Genomic DNA, 26,987 nt, shown 5'->3' on the forward strand with positions numbered 1-26,987 from the left:
GGGTTACGGGCAGACCGGATCGGCGTTGGCGCTGTCACAGGAATCCAGCACGAAGACGCCGTATTCCTCAATCGGGTTGATGCCGCCGCTTAGAGCGTCGATATGGCTTTCTGCATGCACAGCTCCGGCAACCACCTCTGCGTCAGTGCCAGAGAAAATACCGCCGTATGTGCCGACACCGTTGCTGCCGGTGTTAACTGTGCCGTCGAAAGTCCCATCTGCGGCAATCTCTGTCGGAACGAGGATCAGGTCTTCAACCGAGGTTCCGGGGAAATCGGTGATTTCACGGTTGTAGATCGTGCCCTTGATCTCCTGGTCGGAGAAGTCGGCATTGATGAATACATCGCCGGTGACCTCCGCAGCCTGGCCTGGCAGAATAACGGTGTCAGGGCTGCCGGACGGAACAATCAGGTCGCCTGTGTCTCCATCGACATTCAGGAGCCCCACATAGGTGCCGGCATAGCTGACGATGCCGCCTGGCCCCGATTCCGTGTCCGGTTCGGTAAAGGAACCGGTTCGGGCATAAGTGGCACCGCCCTGAAAGTACCCGAATTGCCCGCCCGTTACGACCACGGCAGCATAGCCGCCTCCGGATTGGCGAACGTATGCGGTGGAGTGTTCTGTCAGCTCGTTGTCCTGAACCGTATAGGCTTCATATCCGGCCCGGTCGAGCGCAGGCTTGCGTACATATGTGGCAGTGAAGGGCGTTTCATCCAGCCCGACACCGGTCACAGTCAGCGTCTGATTGGTTGCATCATAGCTGACGCTGTCAAGGTCGTTTGCTATCGACTCGGGAATTGCTGATCCGGTATCCGTCCCAGAATCCGTATCGTCATCTGTCGTTTCGGTGAAGGGATTCCCCCCGCCGCATGCGGACACCACGGACGCTGCCGCGAGTCCTAGCCAAAAGCGCCTCATCTGCCTCTACCTCAATATGTTTTTTTCGTTTTGCGCCACCTTCGGCTGCGGCGTTGCAGTTGTCAATTGAACAGCGCGGTTTTGGGCGCAACCGTGGCGGATGCGCTACCTGCATGTAGTTTCTTGTATCGCGCTGAGTGGCAGATATGGTATGATACCGGGGTGCGGCGGGTGGTATTTTTCTGCCTTGGCGCGCGGCGTGCCATTGGGTATGCCGGTGTAACATTCCGGGCAGCGGCAGGGGGCGGCGGTGCAGCAGTATCACGATCAGCTAAAATATATTCTGGATCACGGGGAACCGTCGGACGACCGGACCGGCACCGGAACGCTGTCGTGTTTCGGGATGCAGGCGCGGTATCCGCTGGCGGACGGGTTCCCGCTGGTGACCACCAAGAAGCTGCATCTGCGCTCGATCATTCATGAGCTTTTGTGGTTCCTGTCCGGCGACACCAACATCCGCTACCTGAAGGAAAACGGGGTGTCGATCTGGGACGAATGGGCCGATGAGAACGGCGACCTGGGCCCGGTCTACGGCCATCAGTGGCGCCGGTTCCCCAAGCTGGAGCCGGCCGAGGGCACCATCGGGGATGAGCCGCTGTACCGTGCGGGCAGCGTCGACCAGATCGCCGGTCTGGTGGAGATGATCCGCAGCAGCCCCGACAGCCGCCGCCTGATCGTGTCGGCCTGGAACCCTGCGGATGTTCCGGACATGGCGCTGCCGCCCTGCCATACGCTGTGGCAGGTGCGGGTTGCGGGCGGCAAAATGCATATGCAGCTGTATCAGCGCTCGGCAGACATGTTCCTGGGCGTTCCGTTCAATATCGCCTCCTACTCGCTGCTGCTGGCGATGCTGGCGCATGTGACCGGGTATGAGGCCGGGGATTTCGTGCACACGATGGGCGACGCGCATATCTATTCGAACCATGTGGAGCAGGTGCAGCTGCAGCTGTCGCGCACCCCCAAGCCGCTGCCGCAGCTGCGGATCAAGCGGCAGGTGAATTCGATTTTCGACTTCAGGTTCGAGGATTTCGAGATCCTGAACTATGACCCGGACCCGGTGATCAAGGCGCCGGTTGCGGTCTAAGAAACAAGGACAACAGGCATGATTACCCTGATCGCTGCGCGGGCGCGCAACGGCGCCATCGGCAAGGACAACGAAATTCCGTGGTTCGCGCCGGAAGATCTGAAGGCGTTCCAGCGCGAAACCTTGGGCGGCGCCCTCATCATGGGCCGGCACACCTGGGACAGCCTGCCGGTGAAGCCGCTGAAGAACCGGCTCAATCTGGTGGTGTCCTCCAACCCGCAGGCGGCGGAGACCGTGCTGCCGTCGATCGAGGCAGCGGTGGAGACGGCCTATGCGCAGGGGTACCGGCGCGTCTATGGCATCGGCGGAGAGCGGATCTATGGCGGGATGCTGGGGATGGCGGACCGGCTTCTGGTGACCGAGGTCGACCTGACCATCGAGGATGCGGACGCCTATTTCCCGGAGTTTCAGGCAGACGACTGGACCAGGGCCGGAGAAACGGTGCTTCGCGACAGCGATCCGGCCTGCGTGATGGTGGAGTATCTGCGGCGGCGCTGAAGCCTGCGCCTTTGCCTGCGCCCAGCTGGACCTGGGCGCAGTGCATAATTAAATGTCAGATCGCCTTGAGCTCTGCCGCCATTTTCCGGCCGTCGCGGCCCTCGGTCAGCTCGTAGCCGATTTTCATATTGTCGGCGAGACCGGTCATGCCCGACCGCTCCACCGCTGAAATGTGCACAAACACATCCTTGCCGCCTTCATCGGGTTCAATAAACCCGTACCCTTTGGTGGTGTTGAACCACTTCACGGTGCCGCTTGGCATTTCCCGTGTCTCCTTCTACTTTGCACGTCGCCCAGGGGCGTCCCGGGGCATCCGGCCTGTTTCCCGTCCGCGAGGGGCAGGTGAAGCCGAACAACCTAGAGTTTTGCATGGGCTGGCTGAAAATCAAGAGAAACCGGAAAATTCCACCATAAATTGTGTGAATTCCGTGTGGGGAGCATGAAGACATGAGGAAAATCTACGGGCTCAAGAACTGCGACACCTGCCGCAAGGCGTTGAAGCAGCTTACGGATTCGGAGTTGGTCGATATCCGCGCGGATGGCATGCCGGACGGGCTGCTGGAGGCCGCCCATACGCAATTCGGCGCCAAGCTGGTCAATACGCGCTCCACCACCTGGCGGGGGTTAAGCGAGGAGGAACGCGCCGGCGAGCCGCTGGCGCTGCTGCGCGCGCATCCGGCGCTGATGAAGCGGCCGCTGATCGAGCGTGACGGGGAATTATTCCTGGGGTGGGATCAGAACACGAAAGCGGCCCTTGGCGCTGGCTGAGGCCGCGCCTATGTCGTTACCGCAGATTTTAGGAGACGGATAATGCGCAATGCAGCCCTTGTTCTGGGGATCATCGCCGGGATTTTCGGCATGGTGGTGGGCTTTTTCGGCTATGGCTACACCGCCGCAGTAGAGCATTTCGGTGAGGTCGAGGGGCTGGCCGAGCAGGTCGAGAACGTCGAGCAGCTGCGGCTGCTGGCGGTTCTGTCGCCGCTTCTGGCCATTGCCGGCGGTGCAATGGCGCGGGCGCGGGCCTTGTGGGGCGGGATCCTGCTCTTGGGTTCGGCGGCCGGGATGTATGCGGGCTTCGGCCTCAACGTCTTTACCATCTTCCCGCTGAGCTTTGCTGCGGTGGGCGGGCTGATGGCGCTGGCGGCCGGCAAGCCGGATGAGCCCAAGGCGCATTTCTGACGCAATCCCGGTCCGAATTTAAAAAGGCGCCGCTGCCGGAGCAGGGCGCCTTTTTTGTTGGGCAGTTTGCAGGGTCAGGCCGTGACGGGCTCCATCCGGTGGCGCAGCAGAGCATCGACCGACAGGGCGCCTGCGCCTTTGATCACCAGAACCGCCAGCAGGAAGATCCAGAACAGCCGCTGGTCCAGGATCACCGCATCGGGGAAGCGGTCGAACAGCGCACCGAGGGTTTTGTCATCGGTGGCGCCGTGGCCGTAAATGTCGGTCAGCGACTGCACGATGACAAAGCCGATCATGCCAAGCGAGGCCAGGCGGGTCAGCAGTCCAACCACGATCATCAGCGGCAGGATGAATTCGGCGTAGGTGCCGGCCAGCACCACAAGTTTCTGGAACAGGCCGAATTGCGAGACGTCATAGCCTGCGGCCTCCAGCTGTTTCGGGAAGATCTGGCTGTAGGCGCCGATCGAAGGGCTGAACAGGCCAAGGATGCCGTCACCCAGCTTGGTCAGGCCGGAATTCCAGAAATACAGCAGCAGCGTGGAGGCAAAGACAAAGCGCGCCGCCAGCGGCAGCAGCCAGTTGCCGGCCCTTTCCACCTGGCGGAAAACGGCGTCGTGAATGGAGACAAGTGCGTGCATGGTCTTACCCTTTGCTGTCCAATCCGGTGATCGCGCCGCCCTGCAACAGCAGGGCCAGCGTGGCACCCAGGTCGAAGGTTTCGTCTGCGGCGGCGGCCTGTTCCAGCGCTTCGCCGATGGTGGCGCCCCCCATCAGGGCGCGGATCCAGTGCGCGCCCGCGGGCGGCAGAACCTGGGGAATGGGGTCGAATTCGGGGCGGGTGATCAGCACGTCCTGGGCCTGTGCCTCAGGCTTGGGCGCGCCGTCTTCGGTGTTGTAGCGCCAGATGGCATGTATGGGCCAGGACGAGCACAGCACGTCCACCGCGGGCGCCAGCGTCAGCCGGGTGTTCATCAGCTGGTCCGGCGACAGGGTGCCAAGCGCCTCCGGCGCGATCGGAGCGGCATCTGCAGCGTGGTAGGCGCGGCGCAGGGCCAGTTCCAGCCGCGCAACATCGCCGAGGTAGCCCAGATGCCTGAGCTGCTCCATGCCTTCCAGAAAAGCCGGGAAATGCGCGCCGTAGAACATCATCAGGGGCGTGGATGGCGGGTGCTGGCGCAGGTAGATGCCTGCCAGCCCGTCCATGTTCTGCTTGCCCAGAAGCTTGGAAATCACCGGAAAGGCGCTGTTCATCGCCTCGGACAGGGAGACGGCGACATTGTTGCGGTAGACGCTGAAGCGGCGGCCCGCGGGCCGGCCGAGGTGATCGGTGAGCCCGTCCGGCACCGGCTGGCCCGCATCCATCATGGCGCGGGTGAATTCTGTCTGGGTCACACTCATGCCGGAACGCGCTCCAGCGCGGCTGCGGCGCGGGCGGCCTCGGCTTCCAGCACAGGCCAGTCCGGCACGTCGTTGTCCCATTCGATCAGCACCGGCCTGGGGCCGGATTTGGCGAGGGTATAGTCCAAGAGCGCCCAGACCGGGTCCACCACCGCGTGTCCGTGGCTGTCGATCAGCAGGGGGCGGCCGTGGCCGTCTTCATCCTCGTCGTGGCCGCCCAGGTGGATCTCCCCCACCTCGTCCAGCGGGAAGGCGTCGATGTAGCCCTGCGGCGAGAAATCGAGGTTGGTGGCGGAGACAAAGACGTTGTTCACGTCCAAGAGCAAGCCGCAGCCGGTGCGGCGGGAGATTTCCGCAAGGAACTCCGGCTCGGACCAGGTGCTCTCGGCAAAGGCGAGGTAGCTGGAGGGGTTTTCCAGCAGCATCCGGCGGCCGATGGTGTCCTGCAGTTCGTCAATATGGTCGCAGATCCGCTGCAGGCTGGCGTCCGTGTAAGGCAACGGCAGCAGGTCGTTGTAGAAATGGCTGTCATGGGTGGACCAGGCCAGATGCTCGGAGAAGCTGGCGGGGTTCAGCCAGCCCACCAGATGTTTGAGCCGGGCGAGGTGGTCTGCGTCCAGCGGCCCTTCACCGCCGATGGAGAGGCCGACGCCATGCACCGACATGGCAAAGCGTTCGGACAGGTGGCGCAGCTGCGCAAGCGGCCGCCCGCCGTCGCCCATGTAGTTTTCCGCATGGATTTCCAGCCATTTGACAGCGCCAGGGTCCGCGGTGATCTGGGCGAAATGCTGCGGCTTGTAGCCAACGCCGGGAGCGGCGGGCAGCCTGTCATGTGCAGCAGAGTCAAGCATGGCGGGTCCTGTGATCCGGGTGCAAAAGGGGCGGGAATTCACACTCCCGCCCCGGAAATCAGGCCGATCTTATGCCGGCAGGTCGCGTTCCAGCGGCTCCAGCGAGCCCTTGCGCTCGGTGCCGTCTGCCATCGCGGGCAGTTCCATGCCTTCGCAGGTGCCTGCATCAACCAGAGTCCAGGCGTTGCCCTGGTAGTCGGTGGTCGAGGTGCCTGCGCAGGTGGTGCCGGGGCCGGCGGCGCAGTCGTTCTGGCCTGCCAGCGAAACGCCGTAGCATTTTTCCTTGGTGGCAGCAGCAGCGGGGATGGTCGATGCTGCGGTCAGGGCGGCGGCAACGGCGCTGGCAACGGCCAGGGATTTTGCGGTGGTCGACATCTCGTAAATTCCTTTCGGTTAAACGTGCGGTGTCGTGTTGACAGGAAAACACTAACCCGAGGTTTTCGGGAAATTAAGTCACGAGGCCGTGTCTCACGCCCGCGTCAGTGTATGTGAGAGCGGAAAGCCGCGCAAAGCCCTGAAATAATGGGATTTAACCTGTTCATGAAACAAAGCGGCCCCCAAATGGGGGCCGCTGAAGCTGTTTTCGGGGCGGAATGTTACAGAAGGTCCGGCGGGGTGGCTTCCACCGCCAGGGCCTTTGTAACATTTTCGAGGCTTTCCACCTTGGTCTGCTTTTCGCCAAGACGGCGGACGGAGACGGTGCGCTCCTCCACCTCGCGGTGGCCGACGGCGAGAATGACCGGAACCTTGCCCACCGAGTGCTCGCGGACCTTGTAGTTGATCTTCTCGTTGCGGATGTCGGCCTCGGCGCGCACGCCTGCCTTCTTCAGCTCGGTGACGACCTCCTGCACGTAGGCATCCGCATCAGAGGTGATCGATGCGACCACCACCTGGCGCGGTGCCAGCCAGAACGGCAGCTTGCCGGCGTGTTCCTCGATCAGGATGCCGATGAAGCGCTCGAAGGAGCCGAGGGTGGCACGGTGCAGCATGACCGGGCGGTGCTTGGCGCCGTCGGCGCCGATATAGGTGGCGTCCAGGCGTTCCGGCAGCACGAAGTCGACCTGGTGGGTGCCGCACTGCCAGTCCCGGCCGATGGCATCGGTCAGCACGAACTCCAGCTTGGGGCCGTAGAAGGCGCCTTCGCCCGGGTTCAGCTCCGGCTCGATCCCGGCGGCGCGGGTGGCGGACAGAAGCGCGGCCTCTGCCTTGTCCCAGACCTCATCGGAACCGGCGCGGGTTTCCGGACGGTCGGAGAATTTCACCGAGAACTTCTCAAAGCCCAGATCCTTGTAGATCTTGGACAGGAAGTCGATGAACTCCGCGGTCTCGGACTCGATCTGATCCTCGGCACAGAAGATGTGGCCGTCGTCCTGGGTAAAGCCGCGCACCCGCATGATGCCGTGCAGCGCGCCGGAGGGCTCGTAGCGGTTGCAGGACCCGAACTCGGCCATGCGCAGCGGCAGGTCGCGGTAGGACTTGAGGCCCTGATTGAAGATCTGCACGTGGCAGGGGCAGTTCATCGGCTTCAGAGCGTTCACAGCCTTTTCGCGGGCGTGCTCCTCGTCGACTTCGACGATGAACATGTTCTCCTGGTACTTGTCCCAGTGGCCCGAGGCCTCCCACAGCTTGCGGTCCACGACCTGCGGGGTGTTCACCTCGACATAGCCGCCCTTGCGCTGCTGGCGGCGCATGTAGTCCTGCAGCTGGGTGTAGACGGTCCAGCCGTTCGGATGCCAGAAGATCTGGCCGGGCGCCTCTTCCTGCATGTGGAACAGGTCCATCTCGCGGCCCAGCTTGCGGTGGTCGCGCTTGGCGGCCTCTTCCAGCATGGTGAGATGCGCCTTCAGCTTTTCCTTGCCGGTGAAGGCAACGCCGTAAATCCGCTGCAGCATCGCGCGGGAGCTGTCGCCGCGCCAGTAGGCGCCGGCAATCGACATCAGCTTGAACGCATCGCCGGGCAGCTGACCGGTGTGCTGCAGGTGCGGGCCGCGGCAAAGGTCCTGCCAGTCGCCGTGCCAGTACATGCGCAGCGGCTCATCGCCGGGGATGCTCTCGATCAGCTCGACCTTATAGGGCTCATTGTTGTCGGTGTAATGCTGGATCGCGCGGTCGCGTTCCCACACCTCGGTGCGGACCTCATCACGCTTGTTGATGATTTCCTTCATCTTTTTCTCGATGGCGCCGAGGTCCTCCGGGGTGAAGGGCTCAGCCCGGTCGAAGTCGTAATACCAGCCGTTTTCGATCACCGGGCCGATGGTGACCTTGGTGTCGGGCCAGATCTCCTGCACCGCGCGCGCCATGACATGCGCCAGGTCGTGGCGGATCAGCTCGTTGGCCTGAACCTCGTCCTTCATGGTGTGGATGGCGATGGTGGCGTCGCCGTCGATCGGCCACTGCAGGTCCCAGTGCTGATCGTTGACGGTGGCGGAGATGGCCTTCTTGGCCAGCGAGGTGGAAATGCTGGAAGCCACCTGCGCGGGCGTGACGCCTGCGTCATAGGATCGTGCATTGCCATCAGGGAAGGTGAGAGAGATTTGGGCCATGGTCTGGCTGCTCCTCGTCGGTTTGGCGCCCACAGAACGCCCGGTTGCGGGTATGTGTTTGGTCCGCGCGTTTTGCGGTCAAAGCCGGGCCAAGTCAAGGCGGCTTTGCATGTGATTGTTATTGCGCCGGAAAATCCGATTGTGTGCCTGCGCATGCGATTGCACATATTTGTATACCGCTAAGCATTTGAAAAATAACAAAAAAATTGTTGCCATGGATGGCGATCCGGGGCAGGGTGGCCGAAACCTGAGACCCAAGGACATACCAGGAGTGTTCCGATGACCCGCCCGAACCCGAGCTTTGACCTGACGGTTGAAGATGTGGATCTGATTGAAACCGCGCTGTGCCAGTCGCAAAAGATCCTGTCGCAGCGCCATCTGTCCTATGAGCATTGCGCGCATATCGAAGGCGGGGCGAGCCAGGAGAAGGCAGTGCGGACCGGGGAGGCCCTGGGCCGGATCCAGAGCCTGCTGCGCCGCCTGCAGATGCAGAAGGCCGGCGGGACACCAGCTGCCGGCCTGTCCTGACCCGGAGCCGGGCGGGCGAGGGGGCGGCCCCTCACGCTCCCCGGGGTATTTGCAAGCAGAAAGAAGCCGGATCAGTCCAGAGCGGGTGACGGCACGCCTTCGCGGATCATTGCGGAGTAGTCCGGTGTCACGCCATGCGCCTGTGCAATCGGGGTGATGCTGCCAAGCGCGCGCAATTCGCCCACGCTGCGGCTCTGGTCCAGAACGCCCTGTTCCCAGGCAAATTCCGGCAGATAGCCGTTGGCCAGCACCCGCCAGTCCAGCGGCACCTCATCCGCGAAACTGCGGATCAGGTCCATAACCACGGTGGTGCAATTGGTGGTCAGCGAATTGTACCATTCAGGCCGGGCCGCCAGGCTGTTGGCGGTATCGACATATTTCAGCAGCAGTTCCCGGCCGGTGTCGGGGCTGACACCGATGCGGAACAGCTGCACGTCCTCGCCGCGGGCGTTGGTGCGGGTGCCGACCACGTCGCGCTCATCCGCAGCGACCAGCACCAGCGTGTTGGACTTGAACAGGTCGGCAATCGGGGAGAAGCCGCCGCCCAGCTGGCGCCGAACCTCGACCGACCAGGCGATATGTTCGCCGCCTTCAAAGCCGAAACTGACGATCATGTGCGCCATCTGCGGCCCGGCCCAGTAGGACAGGAACAGGTCGGTGGATTGGAGCTTGGTCAGGTCGTAGCTGCGGGTTTCCCAGTTTTCGGTGAAGTCTTCCGGCGTTTCCCAGGCGAAATTGCGCACGTCCCTAAGGGTGAGGATGTCGCCCTCGACCTTGCCGGTCACCTGGCGGGCCACGTCGGGCGCCCAGTTGCGGTCCGCAGGCGGGGTGAGGGTGGACCACCACAGGATGACCGCGGCCAGGGCCAGGGTGAAGGTGGTAAGAGCACGCAAGGCCCGGCGGCGGAACAGTCCGGCGCTGACTGCAAGGCCCAGAAGGGCAAAGCCGCCGGCCAGCGCATTGCGCCCCAGCGCCTCGAACGGCAGCCGGTACCACAGGGCGAGCACGGCCCAGGCCGTGGCCAGCGCCACCGCGAGAATGGCGGCGCCTGTGAAAATGCCCTTGATGAGTCTGAACATGCCCCGCGTCCTTCAAAAAATTTTCGCGGACCATAAGGAAGGCGGCGGGGGTGTTGCAAGCAGGCAGTGCTGCCGCTTGCGGGGCGGGCGGAGCCGTGCCACATCTTGGGAAAAGCACAGGAGAGCAAAGACATGCCAGCCGCATCTTACCTTGAGACCGCCCAGGGCCGCCGGATTGCCTATCACAAGAGCGAGGGGCAAGGGCCGTGCGTGGTGTTCCTGGGCGGACTGAAGTCGGACATGGAAGGCACCAAGGCGGTGCATCTGGAGGCCTGGGCCAAGGCGCGCGGCCAGGCGTTTCTGCGGTTCGACTATTCCGGCCACGGCGAAAGCTCCGGCACCTTCGAGGAAGGCTGCATCGGCGACTGGCATGAGGACACGCTGGAGGCGGTGGCGCAGCTGACCGAAGGGGAGATCGTGCCAGTGGGGTCGTCCATGGGCGGCTGGCAGGCATTGCTGCTGGCACGGGAGATGCCGGAGCGGATCAAGGGCCTGGTGACCATCGCCGCGGCGCCGGATTTCACCGAGGACGGCTATTGGGCCAATTTCTCGGACGTGCAGAAGGCGGAGCTGGAAGCCAAGGGCTATGTGGAGCTGCCGAGCGATTACATGGAGCCCTACCATATCTCCAGGCGGATGATCGAGGACGGGCGCAAGCGGCTGGTGCTGCGCACCCCGCTGTTCCTGCCGTTCAAGGTGCGCTGCCTGCAGGGGACGGCGGATACGGCGGTGTCCACGGAGACCGCGCTGCGGCTGATGGACCATGCGACCTGCCCGGACATGCGGCTGAACCTTGTTAAAGATGCCGATCACCGGTTTTCGGATGAGGCCTGCCTGATGATGATCGAAGACGCGGTGCTGGACGTTCTGGGCGGCGCCTGATGCGCAGGTTCGGACGCGCCCTGGGGCGGGGCCTGCTGGCGCTGGCGGTGCCGGTGGCGGCGCTGTGGGCCTTTGGCCCCTATGAAGATGTGGACCTGAGCGCCAGCTTTGACACTCGCAAGTTCGGCGAAGGCGTGCAGGTCTACTTCGAAAGCGTCGAGAGCCGGTTTAACGACATTACTCCGGGTGCAGAGAAGCGTGTGGTCTGGGCGGGGCAGGCGGAAACGCGGACGGCGGTTTCCGTCCTTTACATCCACGGCTTTTCCGCGACCTCCGAAGAAATCCGCCCGGTGCCGGACTTGGTGGCGCAGGCCCTGGGGGCCAATCTGGTCTTCACCCGGCTGACCGGCCACGGGCGCACTGGCGCGGCGATGCTGGAGGGCTCGCCCAAGGCCTGGATGCAGGACACGGCCGAGGCGCTGGCGGCGGCGGCGCAGGTGGGGGAGCGGGTCGTGGTGATCGCCAATTCCACCGGTGCCACCCTGGCCACGGCGGCGGCGCTGGATGCGGACCTGGCGCCGGCCATCGATGCGATGGTGCTGATGTCGCCGAACTACGGGCTGAACACGGCTTTTGCGCCGCTGCTGACCTGGCCTGCCGCGCGCTACTGGCTGCCGCCGCTGGCCGGGCAGGAGATCGAGCTGCCGGTGCGCAGCGAGGCTTATGGCCGGTTCTGGACCACGCGATACCCGTCGATGGCCGTGCTGCCGATGGCTGCGATGCTGCAAACGGTCCGGGGTATGGATTTCAGTCTTGCCAATGTTCCTGTATTGTTCTGGTATTCGGAAGGCGATAAGGTGGTGCGGCCGGACATCACTGCCGGGATCGCCGCGCGATGGGGCGGCCCGGTGGCGGTGAACCTGGTGCCGCCGGGGCTGGCCGATGACGAGCATGGCCACATTCTGGCCGGTGACGTGGTGTCGCCCAGCCAGACGAAGGCAACGGTGGATGGCATATTAAAGTGGTTGAGGGCACAAGGATTTGAGTGATGGAACAAAGGGTGAGCCTGATTACGCTGGGCGTGCCGGACATGGAGAAGGCCGCGGCTTTTTATGAGGCCCTGGGCTGGGAGCGGGCGGAAAGCCCCGATGGGGTGATCGCTTTCGACCTTATTTCGCAAACGCTGGGTCTCTATCCGCTGGCGGCGCTGGCAGAGGATATCGGCCTGCCGCCGGAGACGCTGGGAACCGGTGCCATGACGCTGAGCCACAACACCCGGACCAAGGAAGAGGTGGCGGAGCTGCTGGCCGCGGCCGAGGCCGCCGGGGCACAGGTGCTGAAGCCTGCGCAGGATGTGTTCTGGGGCGGCCATCACGGCTATTTCCGCAGCCCGGACGGACATGTGTGGGAGGTCGCCTTCAACCCGTTTTCGCCCCTGGCGGAGGATGGTGCGTTCCGCTGGAACGGTTACTGAGCGTGGCAGGGCGGCGGCAGGTTTTCTGTAAATTGCCGCCACCCTGAGGTTTTTCTTGATCCAACGGTTTGCCGTCCGCAGAGTTGAAAAACGGGTGGGAGGCAAACCGCGAGGGCATGACATGCCTTATGATCAGCAACCGTGCCGCGAACCCCTGGTTCTGCTGCCGGGCATGATGTGCGACGGCCGGATATTCTACGCTCAGGTCAGGACGTTTTCCGGCAGCATGCCGGTGATGGTGCTGCCGCTGGCAGGCGGCGACACGGTGGAGAAGATCGCCGCCCGGATGCTGAGCCATCTGCCGCCGCGCTTTGCCCTGGCGGGGTTCTCGATGGGCGGCATTCTGGCGATGGAGCTGATGCGCCGGGCGCCGGAGCGGATCAGCCGGCTGTGCATCATCGGGGCCGGCCCGCTGGCCGAGACACCGGACCAGGCCGCCAGCCGGGAGCCGCAGATCGTCGCGGCGCGCGCCGGGCGGCTGGAGGACATTTTGCGCGAGACGCTGCCGATGGAAGCGCTCGCACCCGGCCCCTTGCGGCTGGAGGTGCACAAGCTGTTCTGCCGGATGGGGATGGAACTGGGCCCGGAGATGTATGTGGCGCAGGCGCGCGCGCTGCAGCGGCGGCCGGATCAGCAGGCGACGATGCGGCGGGTGCATGTGCCCGCGCTGGTTCTGGGCGGTGAGCATGACACGATCGTGCCGCCGGCAAAGCTGGACCTGCTGGCGCAGCTGATTCCGGAGGCGCGGCTGGAAATCTTGCCGGATGCCGGGCATTTTCCCGTGCTGGAACAGCCGGACGCAGTGAACCGCGCGCTGCTGCACTGGCTGGCAGCGCCTGATGCTGAACCTGCTCCTTCGCCTGCGATGTGCGCTCAGGGGTAAAGCTGGGCGCGCTCTGCTTTGCTGATCAGATGAGGCTCCGCCACCGGCTTGCCGGTTTCAGGATCAAAGAACGGGGTGTCCTTCCAGCGGCCTGACAGCCGCGCGGTGATCATCCGGGTGACGATGCCCCAGGCCATGGCGCCGCCGCCCTTGGTGCGGGCTTGCTTGCCCGGGGCGGGGATGAAGGCCCTGGCGCGGATCTTGCCCAGGGCGGATTTGTCCTGAAACAGATCGGAGCGCATCCCGGCAAAGGGCAGGCCGGGCTTGGCCAGCGTATTGGCTAACGGGGTTCCGCAGCAGGATGCATACCAGCGCAACGGGCCGCGGGGGCCGAGGCGGAGCGCTTTCAGATGTTCCGCGCCCTGTGTGATGGTGATGGTATCGGGCGACAGCTGGAACAGGTCAACCGGATCGGGGGCCGGGTCGGGCTGGCCGTGGTACAGTTCGTTGGCGCGGCAGTCCGCGCAATGGCAGACGACACGTGTGCCGGTCTTGATGCCTTGCACGGCAACTTCGCCGCGCAAGGCCCCGCAATTGCAGGAAAACGCCAGCCCGTCCGCCATGCGGTCAGGCAGCCGTGTTTTTGTTGGCGGGTTTGCGGGCCGCCGGTTTCTTGCGGCTGTTGGCGTTCATGAAGTCGATCACCAGCGGCCGGATGTTGTTGCGCCAGCTGCGGCCCGCAAAGATGCCGTAGTGACCGGCGCCGGGCTCCACATGGCTGGCCTTCTTCTCTTCCGGCAGGCCGGTGCAGAGATCCAGCGCGGCGATGCATTGGCCGGGGGCAGAGATGTCATCCTTGGCGCCTTCGACGGTTTTGACCGCCACGTCGGTGATCTTGGAGAAATCGACCTTGTGGCCGTTCACCACGAACTCGTTGCGGGCGATCTCGCGCTTCTTGAAGATGCGTTCGACCGTGGACAGGTAGAATTCCGCGGTCATGTCCATAACCGCCAGGTATTCGTCATAAAAGCGGTTGTGCGCATCGTGGTCCGAGGCTTCGCCGCGGGAAATCCGCTGGATCTGGTCCATGAAGGCCTTGGAGTGGCGTTCGCCGTTCATCGACATGAAGGAGGCGAGCTGCAGCAGGCCCGGGTAGACCTTGCGGCCCACGCCGGGGTACTTGAAGCCGACGCGCTGGATCATGGTTTCCTCCAGCTGGCCCATGGTGACGCGGCGGCCGAAGTCGGTGACTTCGGTCGGGGTGGCATCGGGGTCCACCGGGCCGCCGATCAGAGTCAGCGAGGACGGTTGCGCCTTTGGGTCCTGTTCCGCCAGATAGGCGGTGGCGGCCAGCGTCAGCGGCACCGGCTGGCAAACCGCGACCACATGGGTGTCGGGGCCCAGCTCGCGCATGAAATCGACGAGGTAGAGCGTGTAGTCCTCGACGTCGAATTTTCCCGCGGAAACAGGAATGTCGCGGGCGTTGTGCCAGTCCGTCACATAGACTTCACAGTTCACCAGCAAGCTCTTGACGGTAGAGCGGAGAAGGGTGGCGTAATGGCCGGACATCGGGGCAACCAGCAGCACCTTGCGCGGCTGTTCCTCGCGTCCGTTGACCTTGAAATGGATGAGGTCGCCGAACGGGCGCTCCACCACGGTGGTGATGTCCACCAGGTGGTCCTTGCCGTCCTCGCAGGTGAAGGTGCGGATGCCCCAGGCCGGTTTCACCACCATGCGCTGGTAAGTACGTTCCGTCACTTCGCCCCAGGCGGCCATCCAGCTGAGCGCAGGATTTGGCAAGGCGGAAAAGACCGGGTAAGATGCCATGGAGAGGGCGGTGGCGCCCAACCATTGGTTGGTGTTCCGGACGGTCTCCATCAGATCGTAGGTCATCATGTAACGCATGCCTGCCTCCTTCGCGATCCGTCCCGGCGTAACGTCACCGGAAATTCCGGAACATTGGACCAATCGCCGCTTTGCCCTAATTTTTGCAGAATAGTATTCTGCACAGCAGAAAGCCTATGAGGGATTCTTTTTTATGACAACTAGTGACGAATTATCCGCAGCGGCCAATTCCGAGAGCATTGAAAAGCTTAAGGAAAACATGACTCGCGTGGAGGAGTTAAGCAAGCGTCTGGCCGATGTCATGTCCCGGAAGGTGCCGCACAACCCGGCTTTGGACGGTCCGAATCAAGAGCTTTATGCGCGCGCAGCAACCGCCTATTGGGCGGAGGCGATGCAGAACCCGGCCAAGATCCTGGAGCAACAGGTCGAATACTGGAGCAAGTCTGTGCTGAATTTCGCCGAAGCGCAGAAAGCCCTGGCTGGAAAACAGGAGAGCACGGATGACGGCGGCCCGAAGGACCGCCGTTTTTCGAATCCGCTGTGGGAGAGCAACCCCTACTTCAACTTCGTGAAGCAGCAGTACATGACCAACGCGGATGCGATCCGCAAGGCGGTGCATGAGGCGGTGGACCTGGACCGCAAGGACAAGCAGCGGCTGACCTACTTTGCCGATCAGATCATCGAGATGATGGCGCCGACCAACTTCCTGCCAACCAATCCGGACGCGCTGGAGAAGGCGGTGGAGACCGAGGGCCAGTCGCTGATCGACGGGCTGGAGAACCTGGTCACCGATCTGGAGGCCAACAACGGTGAGCTGGTGGTGCGGCTGGCGGATGAGAGCGCCTTTGAGCTGGGCGGCAACATTGCCACCACGCCGGGCGACGTGGTCTACCGCAACCGGATGATGGAGCTGATCCAGTACAAGCCGGTGACGGACACCGTGCATGAGACCCCGATCGTGCTGTTCCCGCCCTGGATCAACAAGTTCTACATCCTGGACCTCAAGGCGCAGAACAGCCTGATCAAATGGGTGACCGAGCAGGGCTACACCCTGTTTGTGGTGTCCTGGGTCAATGCCGATGCCAGCCACGCCGACGTGGGGATGGAGGACTACATCCAGGAGGGCTTCCTGACTGCGATCGAGACCGCCAAGGAGATCTGCAAGGTGGATCAGGTCAATGCGGTCGGCTATTGCATCGCCGGCACCACGCTGAGCCTGACCCTGTCGCTCTTGAAGCAGCGCGGCGACAAATCGGTGAAATCGGCGACTTTCTTTACCACGCTGACGGATTTCGGCGACCAGGGCGAGTTCACGCCGTTCCTGCAGAACGATTTCGTCGACGGCATCGAGGCGCAGGTGGAAGAAGAGGGGCTGCTGCGGTCCTGGGTGATTGCGCGGACCATGTCATTCCTGCGCTCCAAGGACCTGATTTATGGCCCCGCCGTCAAAAGCTACATGATGGGCGAGACGCCGCCGGCCTTCGATCTGCTCTACTGGAACGGCGACGGCGCCAACCTGCCGGGCCGGATGGCGGTGCAGTATCTGCGCGGCCTGTGCCAGAACAACGAGTTTGTCGGCGACGGGTTCGAGCTGATGGGCCACAAGCTGCATATCAAGGAAGTGGATGTGCCGCTGATGGCGATCACTTGCGAGACCGATCACATTGCCCGCTGGAAGGATTGCTACCACGGCGTGCAGCAGATGGGGTCGCGCAGCAAGAGCTTCATCGTGTCGGAGTCCGGCCATATCGCCGGCATCGTCAACCCGCCGAGCAAGAAGAAGTACGGCCATTACACCAACGAGGACCTGAAGGGCGACTGCGAGGCCTGGATGGAGGGCGCAGAATACCACGAGGGTTCCTGGTGGCCGCGCTGGAACGACTGGCTGAAGAAGCGCTCCGGCAAGCAGGTTCCCGCCCGCGAGGTGGGGGATTCGGGCTATCCCTCTTTGATGCCGGCGCCCGGATCCTATGTGAAGGTGAAGGCAAACCGTTGATTTTGCAGGTGCAGAAAGAATTTTTCTGCACTGCAGCAGAAAACCCTTGAAATGCTGCGGTGCAGAAAGCATATTCCTCTCATGCTAAGAGCGCAGGATGGTCCTGCTGCAGCTTTCTGAGGAATTAGAACTATGGCAAAGACCCAAGACTTCACCGCGATGATGAAAGACTTCATGGGCGCCTTCCCGGTCGACACCAAAGCGATGGAAGACGCATTCAAGAACACCGCAGCCCTGAACGAGAAGCTGTCCGCCGTTGCGCTGGACGCTGCCGGCAAATCCGCCGAGATCTCCAACAAGTGGACCAAAGAAACCATCGCCAAGCTGGGCGACGTTTCCAAAGTCAAAGCAGAGCCGGCCGACTACGCCAAAGCCGCAACCGACTTCGCTTCCGCTTCCGCTGAAGTGGCTGCCGAAAACATGGCTGCCTTTGCCGAAGTGGCGAAGAAAGTCCAGATGGACACCGTTGAGCTGCTGATGGCTGCTGGCAAAGACGCAACCGAAGAAGCAACCGCTGCCGTGAAAAAGGCCACCGAAGAGGTGACCTCCGCAGCGAAGAAAGCTTCGGCAGCTGCCAAGTAAGAACGTCCACGATCCGGCCCTCGCTCTCCTCCCTGACGGAGCCGGAACGTGAAGAAGGGCAGGCCGCAAGGCCTGTCCTTTTGCATTTCGGGGGTCAGTCCGGCAGCCCGGCGCGGCGCAAACCGTCGCAGTAATGCTCCAGATCCTCGGTGCGGGCAAAGGGCAGGGTCTCGCTGATCCGGGACACGGAAAACCCGGGCTCCAGTTCCAGTATGCGCCCCGCCTCCTGCGCGGCGGCCTCTTCATCGCCCAGCTGCCCGTAGCAGGCGGCCAGATGGCGGCGCGGGGCCGGGAAACCGGGAAACAGCCCGACGGCCTTGTTCACTTCTTCGGCGCCGGGCTGGTATTCCCGGCACATGTAAAGCGCCAGGCCCTTGAACCAGTGAAAATATGTCGGGTGGAACGGGTTGCGGGATGTGGCCTGGTCCAGTTCGGCCAGCGCCTTCTGATGTTCACCCTGGTAGACATAGGACAGGCCGCGGAAAGCGATGGCGTCGGTATCGTTGGGATTCAATGCCAGAGCGCGCTGGAAATGATCCTCTGCCAGGGCGAACTCCCCCTTGAACAGATGCATCACAGCCAGGCGCCGCTGGGCGACGCTGTCCAAGGGGTCGATGCGCGCTGCGCGGCGCAGCAGTGGAAACGCCTTGTCCAGGGTTGCTTCCGGGGACAGGCCCCAGCCGCTCATCCATTCCACCAAATAGGTCAGTGCCAGGCCGCAGCAGGCGGAAGCGTTTCCAGGGTCGCTGTCACAGGCCTGCTGATAGAGCGCCCGGCACTCAAGCAGTGCCTCCCGCGTGTCCAGCAGCAGGGCCTTGGCTTGCAGCACAAGCTCCCGCGAAGTCAAAGGTTCGCCGCGGGCGCTCAACTTGGCGGAGTTGCGTTTGGCGGTGGCCTGAAGCTGCCCGGCCAGAGTTTGCGTGATCTGTGCGGCCAGTGCGTCCTCCTGGCTGAAGCTGGCGGCCTCGGCACGGTCGTATTGTTCGCTGAGCATTGACGTCCCCTTGACGCCATCGGCCAGGGACACGGTGACCCGCGTCTTGCCGGCCAGCTGCCGCACCGTGCCCTCGACAAGATACCTGACCCCCAGTTCCACCGCCGCGAGAGATGTTTCCGATGCGCTGGCGGCAAAGCGGAGCGCGGTGGTGCGGGAAATCACGCGCAAATCGCGGAAGCGGGAGAGACCGATGGTGACATCCTCGGTAAGTGCGTCTGCCAGACTGTCAGCTGCTGCCGACCCGGGAGATTTGTTCAGGAAGGGCAGGACCGCGACGGAGATCTCGTAGGCCGGCCCTTCCGGTTCCAGCCGCGGCATGGTGTTTTCGCAGATCCGGAAGATCCGTACCGGGTCGGATATGTTGCGGATGACCTGCAGCCCAAGGTCGTCAAAGGAGGCATTGATGCGGCCGCGCACCTGCGCCTGCACCTTGCCGGAGACGCAGATTTCGCCAGGCCCGGCAAGACTCTCGAGGCGGGCGGCAATATTGACACAATTGCCGAACAGATCGCCGCCGGACGCGATGACGTTGCCTGAGTGGATGCCCATCCGCAGGCTCAGGTGCGGCCCGGCCCGGCTGGCGCTGCTGGCAGCGGTTTTCTTTGAAATCAGCAAAGCAGCTTTCACAGCTTGCAGAGAGGTTGGGAACTCCAGCAGAAAGCCGTCCCCGAGTGTTTTTACAAGCTCGCCCGAATACAGCTGCGCCGCGGGTGCAATGATCTGGTCAGCCAGATTGCGGACCGCGGCAACGGCCTCGGTCTCTCCGGTTTCGACCAGCGCTGAGAACCCGGCCACGTCAGCGATCAATATGGCAGCTTGTCTTTGTCTGTCCCCTTGGTCAGCCATTTTCCCTGCACCACAGACTCAAAGACCTGACCCTTATTATATCATATTGAGGATTTTTTGGTGGTTTTATGGTGTGGGAAAGCGCACGTTTTTTCAGCAGTTTATGACTTTCCTTCAGAACTGCGCATCGCGGAAGCTGGCATATTGCGGCTGCCAGCCGGTCAGGCGCCGCAGTTTCGAGGAGCCCATCTGCTGGTCCAGTGCAGGCCCTTCGGCCCAGGCTCCGTATTTGATCAGCACGTGCTTCAGGCTGCGCACCACATAGCCGCCGTCGTGACCGTGGCGGCGGGCGATTTCGCCGGTGATTTCCGCCACCGGCACGCCGTCTTCGGAGCTGACGTTGAAATGGCCGGTGAGGTCCGGGTCTTCCAGCAGTAGACGGTAGGCGCGGGCCAGGTCATCGCGCTGGATCAGCGGCCAGCGGGTAGAGATGCTGCCCCAGATCTCGAACGGCTGGCCGTTGCGGGCGGCGTCGAGGTAGCTTGAAAACGCGCCGCCCCCGGCGTGGTAGACCATCGCCGGGTGGATCACCGCGGCTGAGACGGCGGGCGAGGACAGAACCGTGCGGGCGTTCCGCTCCATCCAGGCAAAGGGTTTGATCGGCCGCATCGGGCTGGCCTCATCCGCGATGCGGCTGCCGGTCGCGCCATATAGCCAGCAGCCGCCGGTGTAGATCATCCGCAGCGGTTCCGGGCGCAGGGCGGCTTGCTGCAGGATCGCGGCAATGGCCGTGGTATCGGCCTCGGCCATGTCATCATCGAAGGTTGCGGCGAGCTGGATCAGCCCGTCCGCGCGGGCCGCTTCGCGGACCCAGGCGCCGGGGCAGCGCAGATCGCCGCGCAGGGGGCGGGCGCCCATCGCTTCCAGCTTGCGGTCCGAAGCCTGCGACCGGCTGACGCCGGTGACGCCGTGGCCGTGGCGGATCAGTTCTTGGGTGACTGCGGTGCCGATGGAGCCGGTTCCGCCCAGGATCAGGATGTTCATAGCTGTGTGCTCCCGCTTCAAATTCTGGTGCGGGGGTACTGATAAAAGCTCAAGCCAGGTTCAGGTCAAGCGCTTTCGATGCAGATGCAGCAGGTCTGTACAGAACAATTGTTGCGGAAAACACGCCAAGGCTTCCCTTTTGTTCTGCACTGGCATAGGCTTCGCTGCAATGCGTCATGACCGGGGAGGGAACACATGGCAGATCAGGACAAACCCTTGCTGATCAAACGGTATGCGAGCCGGCGGCTCTATAACACCGAGACCAGCGATTATGTCACGCTGGAGGATATCGCGGGGTTCATCCGGGAAGGCCGCGAGGTGCAGATTGTCGACCTGAAGACCGGTGACGACCTGACCCGCCAGTACCTGCTGCAGATCATTGCTGAGCACGAGAGCCGCGGCGAGAATGTGCTGCCGGTGAATGTGCTGAACGACCTGGTGCGCAGCTATATGGTGCCGGGCGGCGGGGTGATGCCGCAGTTCCTGCAGACCTCCTTCGACATGCTGCGCGAGAGCCAGTCGAAGATGATGGAAAACATGAACGCGATGAACCCGATGTCCAAGATGCCGGGGTTCGAGGCGATGAAGGCGCAGCAGGAGGCTTTCCTGAAGGCGATGACCGGCGGCTTTGGCACGGCAGGCTGGACCGGCGGCGCGCAGGAGGACGAGAAATCCGAGAACGGCGGCGAGGACCTGGACGACATCAAGAAACAGCTGGCGGCGCTGCAGGAAAAATTGTCCAAGATGAAATAAGGCCCAGCGCCCGGCGCTGACAGCAAAGCCCCAGATAAGCCCCCTGTCCGGTTCGGCGGGGGCTTTTTTGATGCGCAGTCAGATGCGGGTAAAGATCAGGATCCGGCCTCGACCTTCAGCACGTTGTGCAGCCGGTGGTAGGGGGCGTTCTTGACGATCTTGTCCAGATCCTTCGCCTCCGCTGCGGGGCGCGCGCGCATGAACAGATAGGCGCTGGCGCCAAAAGACAGGGCGCAGGCGCCGACGATCGTGCTGACGATGACAGTCTCAAGTCCCATGGCTTCAAACATGCGTTGCTCCGGTTGCACTGCCAATATAGGGGAGGAAAGCTGAAAATTCCATATCACTTCCCGTCTGCGCTGAGTTTGCCGGCTTCCAGGACGTGGCGGGCCAGGGAATCGGCGCTTTCACGCTCCTGCGCCCGGCGGCGCATTTTCGCCCGGCCGCCGATCCGCGAGGCAGTGGCAAAGACAAAACCTGAAAATGACAGCAGGGTGAGACCGAAGGCGAGACCGCCGGTCACCGTGCCGGCAATGGCCGCGCCAAAGCTTGCCAGCAGCGCGCCGGCCGCCAGCCGCTGCGCCCATTGGCCAATGACCTGATCCGCGTCGCGGGCCTGGGCCTCAGCCTCTGCCGCCTCGGTGGCAAAGGCGGTCAGCAGATCGGCCACGGCCAGGCCGCAGTCCGGGTCGTTGGAGGCGCGGATGGCGGCCAGCAGCGCGGCCCGTTCCGCCCGGTTCGTCACCACTGCGCCAATGATCTGGCTCAGTTCGTCCCCGGGGACGGCATCCCCCATGCTCAGGGAGTTTGCCATGGCAACCAGCGCGGTTGCCGGGCGCCGCTTGAATTTCAGTGGGCCTTTCATGGGCGGCACCGTGGACGGCACAAGCCAGGATTGCAATCACGAAAAGCCCCGGCGCAGGGCCGGGGCAGTAACGCGCTGAAGCGCCAGGTGTTCTCAGGCAGCAGCCCTGCCCATGGTTTCCTCGGCCGCGGCCAGCAGGATGTCCGCAATCACATCCAGCTCAGCCCGGGTCAGGCGCACCGGCAGGCGCACGTCGCAGGCTTTCATCAGCATCGCGCGGGTCTGCGGCAGGTCGGGCTGATCGCGCAGGAACTGCCAGTTCCAGAAGGCGCGGGCGTTGTCGGTGGAGAGGCCGAAGACCTGCACCTTGACGCCCTTGGCCTCAGCCGCGGCGGCAAAAGCACGGGTCTGCGCCTCGCTGAGATCCACCAGGTTGAACTGGATCGAATCCGGCGCCCGGTGTTCCGGGGCCAGCGGTGCCGGAACGTCAAAGTAGGGCGAGGCGTTCAGCCGTTCGGCCACATAGTCGTGGTTGGCGAGCCCGTCGCGCACCCGGCGCGCCAGCTCCGGCAGCTGCGGGCGGATCACGGCGGCGGACAGGTTGCTCATCCGCAAGTTATACAGCGGCAGCTGGTTCTGCCACTTGGCAAAGGCCTGCTCCAGGTCCGGGGTGTTTTCCCCGTGCGGGCCCCTGTGCTTTTTCCAGTTGTGCTCATAAGCGCCGGACATGATCACGGCGCGGGCGATCAGGTCGGCGTCGTCGGTGATCAGGATGCCGCCCTCACCGGCGTTGACCATCTTGTAGGACTGGAAGGAGAAGCAGCCCACCTTGCCGATGGTGCCGATGTTCCGGCCGTGCCACGTGGTGCCCAGCGAATGGGCCGCGTCTTCGACCACCGGGATGCCGCGGGCGTCGCACAGCGCCATGATCGCGTCCATGTCGGAGGTATGGCCGCGCATATGGCTGATGATCACAGCCTGCACGCTGTCCAGCTTGGCTTCGAAATCGCCCAAGTCGATGCGGTAATTCTCGCCCACTTCGCACAGCACCGGCACGCAGTCCGCATGCACCACCGAAGAAGGCACTGCGGCAAAGGTGAAGGCCGGGATCAGAACCCGCGCGTCGCGGGGCAGGCCAAGCGCCTTCAGCGACAGGAACAGCGCCGCCGAGCAGGAGGAGACCGCCAGCGCGTATTTGCTGCCCAGAAGCGCCGCGTATTCCTGTTCCAGCAGCGTCACTGGCGCATCTTCCGGCGCGGTATAGCGGAACAGGTCGCCCGATTGCATCAGGGCGTCGATGGCATCGCGGGCGGCTGCGGGGATGGGTTCAGCGTCATGAACGTTGGGCGGCAGGGCCATATTTCAAAATCCTGAATAGTTTCTTTGGGAAATTTAAAACTAAGTTTCCGGGATGCCAAGCCCGGACGCGGCGGAATTTGCCGCGCCCGGCGAAATTTCACAGAACTGTTGCGGAGTTGCGCGTAAATCAGCCGGCCTGGCGGGGGTGTCAGACCCCCAGCCGGTCGCGCATGGCAAACCAGGTCATGGCCAGCACCAGAAGCGGCGAACGCATCCGCGGCCCGCCGGGGAAGCGCGGGGCGGGGACGCGGGCCATAGTATCAAACCCTTCGGCCTGCCCCTGAATGGCCTGCGCCATCAGCTGGCCCGCATGGGTGGCGGTGCCGACGCCGTGGCCGGAGTAGCCGGAGGCGGTCAGCACATTGGGCGCCAGCCGCGCCAGGTACGGCATCCGCTTCATGGTGATGCCTAGGGTGCCGCCCCAGGCGTAGTCGATCTTCACGTCTTTCAAGTGCGGGAAGATCTCCGTCATCGGCTTGCGCACGGTGGCGGAGATGTCTGCCGGGAACCGGTAGCCATAGCTTTCGCCGCCGCCGAACAGCAGCCGCTTGTCGTGGCTGAGGCGGAAGTAGTTGACCACGAATTTGGTATCCGCAACAGCGACGTCGCGGGTCAGCACCCGGGCAGCGTCCTCTCCCAGCGGTTCGGTGGCCACAACGAAGTTGTTGATCGGCATCACCCGCGCAGCGACCTTGCCGTTGAGCCCGCCGAGGTAGCCGTTGCAGGCAAGGATCAGGTGATCCGCGGTGACGGTGCCGCCTGCAGTACGGATGCGCAGCTGGCTGCCTTCCTGGATATCCAGAACCTCGCTGCCCTCGTGGATGACGGTTCCGGCAGCCGCAGCCGCGCGGGCTAGGCCCAGCACATAGGCGAGCGGGTGAAGATGCCCCGCGCCCATGTCCAAGGAGCCCCCCATATAGGCCGGCGACGGGCAGAGGGCTTGCATTTGCTCCTCGTTCAGTGGTTCGATCTGGCTATAACCGTAACGGTTTTGCAGATGTTCCGCATAGGCGTGCTCATGCGCTGTTTCGCCCTTGGAGAAACAGGCGTGGGCGATGCCGGGCTTCAGGTGGCAGTCGATCTCGTGGCGGGCAACAAGGTCCTTCACCAGGTCCTTGGCGCCTTCGGCGAGGTCCCAAAGCTTGCGGGCATCATCCTGGCCGACCAGTTTCTCAAGCCCGTCCTGCTCCATCCGCTGGCCGCTGCCCAGCTGGCCGCCGTTGCGGCCAGAGGCGCCAAAGCCCACCCGCTGCGCTTCCAGCAGAACGACGGACAGGCCGGCCTCCGCCAGATGCAGGGCGGCAGACAGGCCCGTGTAGCCGCCGCCAACGATGCAGACGTCCACCTTTACATCGCCTTTCAGCGCCGGAAACCGCTCCAGCGGCGCGGCGGTCGCCGCATACCAGCTGTTTGGATACTCGCCCTTGCGGTCATTGGAATAGAGCAGGTTCATCGCCATCCCGCACCTCACCTGTTGGCGGGAGGCTCGCTCAGAGTCCCGCTGTTCTTCTTTGCCCAAATACTCAATTGCACTGGCGCTGCACCGGGGCGCAGCGCCAGAGGCTTTAGACGTTCATCAGCAGGTGTTCGCGCTCCCAGGGGGAGATAACCTGCAGGAACTCCTCATACTCTGCGCGCTTCACGATCGAGTAGACGCGCGCGAAGTCCGGGCCCAGCACCTCGTGCAGTTCCTTGGCCTCGTCGAACAGGTCCAGCGCCTGACCCATCACTTGCGGGATATCGCCTTCGCCCTCATAGGCGTCGCCCTTGAACTGCTTGCGCGGGCGCTCCTCGTTGATCAGGCCGAGATAGCCGCAGGCCAGCGACAAGGCGATGCCTAGGTAGGGATTGCAATCCATGCCGGCGATGCGGTTTTCCACCCGCCGGGCCTCAGGCCCCGACAGCGGAATGCGGATGCCGGTGGTGCGGTTGTCGCGCGCCCATTCCAGGTTGATCGGCGCGGCGTGGTCCTTCACGTAGCGGCGGTAGGAGTTCACATAGGGCGCCATCACTGCAATGCCCGCGGGCAGGTGGTTCTGCAAACCGGCGATGAAGTTGTAGAACGCGTCCGTCTCGCCGCCCTGCGGGCCGGAGAAGATATTCTGGCCGGTCTCAACATCCAGGATCGAATGGTGGATGTGCATGGCCGAACCCGGCTCATCCTCGATCGGCTTGGCCATGAAGGTGGCAAAGCAGTCGTGGCGCAGCGCCGCCTCGCGGATCAGCCGTTTGAAGTAGAACACCTCATCCGCCAGCTTGACCGGGTCGCCGTGGCGCAGGTTGATCTCCAGCTGGCCGGCGCCGCCCTCCTGGGTGATGCCGTCGATCTCAAAGCCCTGATGCTCTGCAAAATCGTAGATGTCGTCGATCACCGGGCCGAATTCGTCCACCGCGGTCATCGAATAGGCCTGGCGGGCTGCGGCCGGGCGGCCGGAGCGGCCCATCATCGGCTCGATTTCCTTGGCCGGGTCGATATTGCGGGCGACCAGAAAGAATTCCATTTCCGGCGCCACAACCGGCTTCCAGCCTCTGTCGCGGTACAGCTGCACCACGCGCTTCAGCACGTTGCGCGGGCTGTAGGGGATCGGCTGATCGTGCCGGTCATAGGCATCGTGGATCACCTGCAGGGTCCAGTCGCCCGTCCAGGGCGCAGCGGTTGCCGTCGACATGTCCGGCCTCAGGGTCATGTCCTTTTCGATCCAGCCGTCCTCGTCCGCCGCATCAGCCCAGTCCCCGGTGATGGTCTGGTAGAAGATGCTGTCGGGCAGGTGAAAATAGTCGGTCTTTGCGAATTTGGATGCCGGTACCGCCTTGCCACGGGCGATACCGGGAAGGTCCGAGATAACGCATTCGACTTCGTCGAGACGACGCCCCTCCAGATAGGCTTGTGCTGCTTCGGGAAGGGTGTCGAGCCAGGCTGACATTAGGTCCTCTCTTTCCTGTAAAACTCTGCGAGGAAGGTTGCGATTTCTTGGTTGTCCACGGGGGCATCCAGCTGTTCGGCTGCACGGTCCAGCAGGTCGTCGGGCACCACGCCGCGGCCGCGTTTTTCAATCAGGCCGCCAACGAAGGCATTGGGGAATTCCGGGTGGGGCTGCCAGGAGATGATGTGGTCGCCATAGGCGAGGACGCCGTTCTGGCAGAAGTCATTGCCGCCCAGCACCCGTGCGTCTTCGGGCAGCTTAACAACCTGGTCCTGGTGCCAGGCGTTCAGCGTCAGGTCCTTGCCGCCCACCTGATAGGTGACGGGACCCACTGCCCAGCCGCCCTCGAACTTCTCGACCTTGCCGCCGAGCGCCTGCGCGATGATCTGGTGGCCGAAGCAGATCCCGGCCAGCGGCTGCTTGCGCGCATGGATGGCGCGGATCAGCTCCTCCAGCGGCGGGATCCAGGCGTGGTCCTCATAGGCGCCGTGCTTGGAGCCGGTGATCAGCCAGGCGTCGGCTTCCTGGGGCCCGCCGGGCAGGATGCCGTCCACCACCGCCCAGGTCTGAAACTCGAACCCGTGGCCGTCCAGCATGTCGCGGAACATGGCGTCGTAGTCGCCGAACGGGCCGAACAGGTCTTCGGGGGAATGGCCGGTTTGCAGGATGCCGATTTTCATGAGTCACCAAATTTGATCA

General features: G+C 63.4%; 30 protein-coding genes. 12 read left to right on the forward strand and 18 right to left on the reverse strand.

What is annotated here, in order from left to right; all coding sequences use genetic code 11:
* Positions 1–3: 3 nt before the first annotated feature.
* Complete coding sequence (locus tag AB1A62_RS13850) at positions 4–918, reverse strand: thymidylate synthase (protein WP_366662044.1); 915 nt, start codon at positions 916–918, stop codon at positions 4–6.
* Between the two features lie 250 nt (positions 919–1,168).
* Between AB1A62_RS13850 and AB1A62_RS13855 the strand changes: the two genes are divergently transcribed.
* Both AB1A62_RS13855 and AB1A62_RS13860 read left to right on the forward strand, forming a co-directional pair.
* A complete protein-coding gene (locus tag AB1A62_RS13855) occupies positions 1,169–2,002 on the forward strand; it encodes a thymidylate synthase (protein WP_366662045.1) in 834 nt (277 codons plus the stop codon).
* Between the two features lie 18 nt (positions 2,003–2,020).
* Entirely contained in the window at positions 2,021–2,500 is a 480-nt protein-coding gene (locus AB1A62_RS13860) for a dihydrofolate reductase (protein ID WP_366662046.1), read from the forward strand.
* A gap of 55 nt (positions 2,501–2,555) precedes the next feature.
* Here the strand turns inward: AB1A62_RS13860 and AB1A62_RS13865 are convergent, their stop codons facing one another.
* Complete coding sequence (locus tag AB1A62_RS13865; RefSeq protein WP_366662047.1) at positions 2,556–2,762, reverse strand: cold-shock protein; 207 nt, start codon at positions 2,760–2,762, stop codon at positions 2,556–2,558.
* 185 nt (positions 2,763–2,947) lie between these two features.
* Here AB1A62_RS13865 and AB1A62_RS13870 point away from each other — a divergent pair, with 185 nt between their 5' ends.
* Entirely contained in the window at positions 2,948–3,268 is a 321-nt protein-coding gene (locus AB1A62_RS13870) for an ArsC/Spx/MgsR family protein (RefSeq protein ID WP_366662048.1), read from the forward strand.
* A 42-nt stretch (positions 3,269–3,310) separates the two neighbouring features.
* A complete protein-coding gene (locus tag AB1A62_RS13875) occupies positions 3,311–3,679 on the forward strand; it encodes a hypothetical protein (protein ID WP_366662049.1) in 369 nt (122 codons plus the stop codon).
* 74 nt (positions 3,680–3,753) lie between these two features.
* On the opposite strand, the gene AB1A62_RS13880 is transcribed toward AB1A62_RS13875, so the two are convergent.
* From AB1A62_RS13880 to thrS, 5 genes are all read right to left on the reverse strand, one after another.
* On the reverse strand, positions 3,754–4,317 hold the full coding sequence (locus AB1A62_RS13880; RefSeq protein WP_366662050.1) for a DoxX family protein: 564 nt from the start codon (positions 4,315–4,317) through the stop codon (positions 3,754–3,756).
* Between the two features lie 4 nt (positions 4,318–4,321).
* Positions 4,322–5,077: a DNA-binding domain-containing protein gene (locus tag AB1A62_RS13885; protein ID WP_366662051.1), complete on the reverse strand. Its 756-nt coding sequence runs from the start codon at positions 5,075–5,077 to the stop codon at positions 4,322–4,324.
* The gene (locus AB1A62_RS13890) at positions 5,074–5,928 is read right to left on the reverse strand and encodes a DUF692 domain-containing protein (RefSeq protein WP_366662052.1); all 855 of its coding nucleotides are present in this window, start codon (positions 5,926–5,928) and stop codon (positions 5,074–5,076) included. Before AB1A62_RS13890 ends, AB1A62_RS13885 begins: the two co-directional genes overlap by 4 nt.
* A 69-nt stretch (positions 5,929–5,997) precedes the next feature.
* Positions 5,998–6,303, reverse strand: a complete 306-nt coding sequence (locus tag AB1A62_RS13895) for a DUF2282 domain-containing protein (protein WP_019295611.1) — start codon at positions 6,301–6,303, stop codon at positions 5,998–6,000.
* A 221-nt stretch (positions 6,304–6,524) separates the two neighbouring features.
* The gene (gene thrS, locus AB1A62_RS13900; RefSeq protein WP_366662053.1) at positions 6,525–8,471 is read right to left on the reverse strand and encodes a threonine--tRNA ligase; all 1,947 of its coding nucleotides are present in this window, start codon (positions 8,469–8,471) and stop codon (positions 6,525–6,527) included.
* Positions 8,472–8,750: 279 nt separating this feature from the next.
* Here thrS and AB1A62_RS13905 point away from each other — a divergent pair, with 279 nt between their 5' ends.
* Positions 8,751–8,999, forward strand: a complete 249-nt coding sequence (locus AB1A62_RS13905; RefSeq protein WP_366662054.1) for a hypothetical protein — start codon at positions 8,751–8,753, stop codon at positions 8,997–8,999.
* A 71-nt stretch (positions 9,000–9,070) separates the two neighbouring features.
* Here AB1A62_RS13905 and AB1A62_RS13910 read toward each other — a convergent pair whose 3' ends face one another.
* The gene (locus AB1A62_RS13910) at positions 9,071–10,078 is read right to left on the reverse strand and encodes a DUF4105 domain-containing protein (RefSeq protein WP_366662055.1); all 1,008 of its coding nucleotides are present in this window, start codon (positions 10,076–10,078) and stop codon (positions 9,071–9,073) included.
* A gap of 132 nt (positions 10,079–10,210) precedes the next feature.
* On the opposite strand from AB1A62_RS13910, the gene AB1A62_RS13915 reads away from it, so the two are divergent.
* The 4 genes from AB1A62_RS13915 to AB1A62_RS13930 all read left to right on the forward strand — a co-directional run bounded on the left by AB1A62_RS13915 (position 10,211) and on the right by AB1A62_RS13930 (position 13,257).
* Positions 10,211–10,960 carry an alpha/beta hydrolase gene (locus AB1A62_RS13915; RefSeq protein ID WP_366662056.1) on the forward strand — a complete coding sequence of 250 codons (750 nt, stop codon included), beginning with the start codon at positions 10,211–10,213 and terminating at the stop codon, positions 10,958–10,960.
* Positions 10,960–11,949: an alpha/beta fold hydrolase gene (locus tag AB1A62_RS13920; protein WP_366662057.1), complete on the forward strand. Its 990-nt coding sequence runs from the start codon at positions 10,960–10,962 to the stop codon at positions 11,947–11,949. Before AB1A62_RS13915 ends, AB1A62_RS13920 begins: the two co-directional genes overlap by 1 nt.
* Positions 11,949–12,374 (forward strand): VOC family protein, encoded by a 426-nt coding sequence (locus tag AB1A62_RS13925; RefSeq protein WP_366662058.1) that lies wholly within the window; start codon positions 11,949–11,951, stop codon positions 12,372–12,374. Before AB1A62_RS13920 ends, AB1A62_RS13925 begins: the two co-directional genes overlap by 1 nt.
* 121 nt (positions 12,375–12,495) lie before the next feature.
* Complete coding sequence (locus AB1A62_RS13930; RefSeq protein ID WP_366662059.1) at positions 12,496–13,257, forward strand: alpha/beta fold hydrolase; 762 nt, start codon at positions 12,496–12,498, stop codon at positions 13,255–13,257.
* Here AB1A62_RS13930 and AB1A62_RS13935 read toward each other — a convergent pair.
* Together AB1A62_RS13935 and phaZ are read right to left on the reverse strand one after the other, a co-directional pair.
* Positions 13,248–13,820 (reverse strand): DUF6151 family protein, encoded by a 573-nt coding sequence (locus AB1A62_RS13935; RefSeq protein ID WP_366662060.1) that lies wholly within the window; start codon positions 13,818–13,820, stop codon positions 13,248–13,250. The two genes, AB1A62_RS13930 and AB1A62_RS13935, sit on opposite strands and share 10 nt — an antisense overlap.
* Positions 13,821–13,824: 4 nt before the next feature.
* Positions 13,825–15,102, reverse strand: a complete 1,278-nt coding sequence (gene phaZ, locus AB1A62_RS13940; RefSeq protein WP_366662062.1) for a polyhydroxyalkanoate depolymerase — start codon at positions 15,100–15,102, stop codon at positions 13,825–13,827.
* Between the two features lie 133 nt (positions 15,103–15,235).
* On the opposite strand from phaZ, the gene phaC reads away from it, so the two are divergent.
* Positions 15,236–17,038: a class I poly(R)-hydroxyalkanoic acid synthase gene (gene phaC, locus AB1A62_RS13945; RefSeq protein ID WP_366662063.1), complete on the forward strand. Its 1,803-nt coding sequence runs from the start codon at positions 15,236–15,238 to the stop codon at positions 17,036–17,038.
* A 132-nt stretch (positions 17,039–17,170) separates the two neighbouring features.
* Positions 17,171–17,620 carry a phasin family protein gene (locus AB1A62_RS13950; protein WP_039190717.1) on the forward strand — a complete coding sequence of 150 codons (450 nt, stop codon included), beginning with the start codon at positions 17,171–17,173 and terminating at the stop codon, positions 17,618–17,620.
* A gap of 94 nt (positions 17,621–17,714) precedes the next feature.
* On the opposite strand, the gene AB1A62_RS13955 is transcribed toward AB1A62_RS13950, so the two are convergent.
* The gene (locus AB1A62_RS13955; RefSeq protein ID WP_366662064.1) at positions 17,715–19,463 is read right to left on the reverse strand and encodes an adenylate/guanylate cyclase domain-containing protein; all 1,749 of its coding nucleotides are present in this window, start codon (positions 19,461–19,463) and stop codon (positions 17,715–17,717) included.
* Positions 19,464–19,577: 114 nt separating this feature from the next.
* Positions 19,578–20,447, reverse strand: a complete 870-nt coding sequence (locus tag AB1A62_RS13960; RefSeq protein ID WP_366662065.1) for an NAD-dependent epimerase/dehydratase family protein — start codon at positions 20,445–20,447, stop codon at positions 19,578–19,580.
* A gap of 195 nt (positions 20,448–20,642) precedes the next feature.
* On the opposite strand from AB1A62_RS13960, the gene phaR reads away from it, so the two are divergent.
* Entirely contained in the window at positions 20,643–21,200 is a 558-nt protein-coding gene (gene phaR / locus AB1A62_RS13965; RefSeq protein WP_366662066.1) for a polyhydroxyalkanoate synthesis repressor PhaR, read from the forward strand.
* Between the two features lie 95 nt (positions 21,201–21,295).
* On the opposite strand, the gene AB1A62_RS13970 is transcribed toward phaR, so the two are convergent.
* The 6 genes from AB1A62_RS13970 to AB1A62_RS13995 form a co-directional block, all read right to left on the reverse strand.
* Positions 21,296–21,478 carry a hypothetical protein gene (locus tag AB1A62_RS13970; RefSeq protein WP_366662067.1) on the reverse strand — a complete coding sequence of 61 codons (183 nt, stop codon included), beginning with the start codon at positions 21,476–21,478 and terminating at the stop codon, positions 21,296–21,298.
* A 65-nt stretch (positions 21,479–21,543) separates the two neighbouring features.
* The gene (locus tag AB1A62_RS13975) at positions 21,544–22,065 is read right to left on the reverse strand and encodes a hypothetical protein (protein WP_366662068.1); all 522 of its coding nucleotides are present in this window, start codon (positions 22,063–22,065) and stop codon (positions 21,544–21,546) included.
* Between the two features lie 93 nt (positions 22,066–22,158).
* Complete coding sequence (locus AB1A62_RS13980) at positions 22,159–23,364, reverse strand: aminotransferase class I/II-fold pyridoxal phosphate-dependent enzyme (RefSeq protein ID WP_366662069.1); 1,206 nt, start codon at positions 23,362–23,364, stop codon at positions 22,159–22,161.
* 148 nt (positions 23,365–23,512) lie between these two features.
* Positions 23,513–24,823, reverse strand: a complete 1,311-nt coding sequence (locus tag AB1A62_RS13985; protein WP_366662070.1) for an FAD-binding oxidoreductase — start codon at positions 24,821–24,823, stop codon at positions 23,513–23,515.
* 106 nt (positions 24,824–24,929) lie between these two features.
* Positions 24,930–26,288, reverse strand: a complete 1,359-nt coding sequence (locus tag AB1A62_RS13990) for a glutamine synthetase family protein (RefSeq protein ID WP_366662071.1) — start codon at positions 26,286–26,288, stop codon at positions 24,930–24,932.
* Positions 26,288–26,968 (reverse strand): type 1 glutamine amidotransferase, encoded by a 681-nt coding sequence (locus AB1A62_RS13995; protein WP_366662072.1) that lies wholly within the window; start codon positions 26,966–26,968, stop codon positions 26,288–26,290. The genes AB1A62_RS13990 and AB1A62_RS13995 overlap by 1 nt, the downstream gene beginning before the upstream one ends.
* Positions 26,969–26,987 lie beyond the last annotated feature (19 nt).

Origin of the sequence: Leisingera sp. JC11 (assembly GCF_040704725.1) — a bacterium.
GTDB lineage: Bacteria > Pseudomonadota > Alphaproteobacteria > Rhodobacterales > Rhodobacteraceae > Leisingera.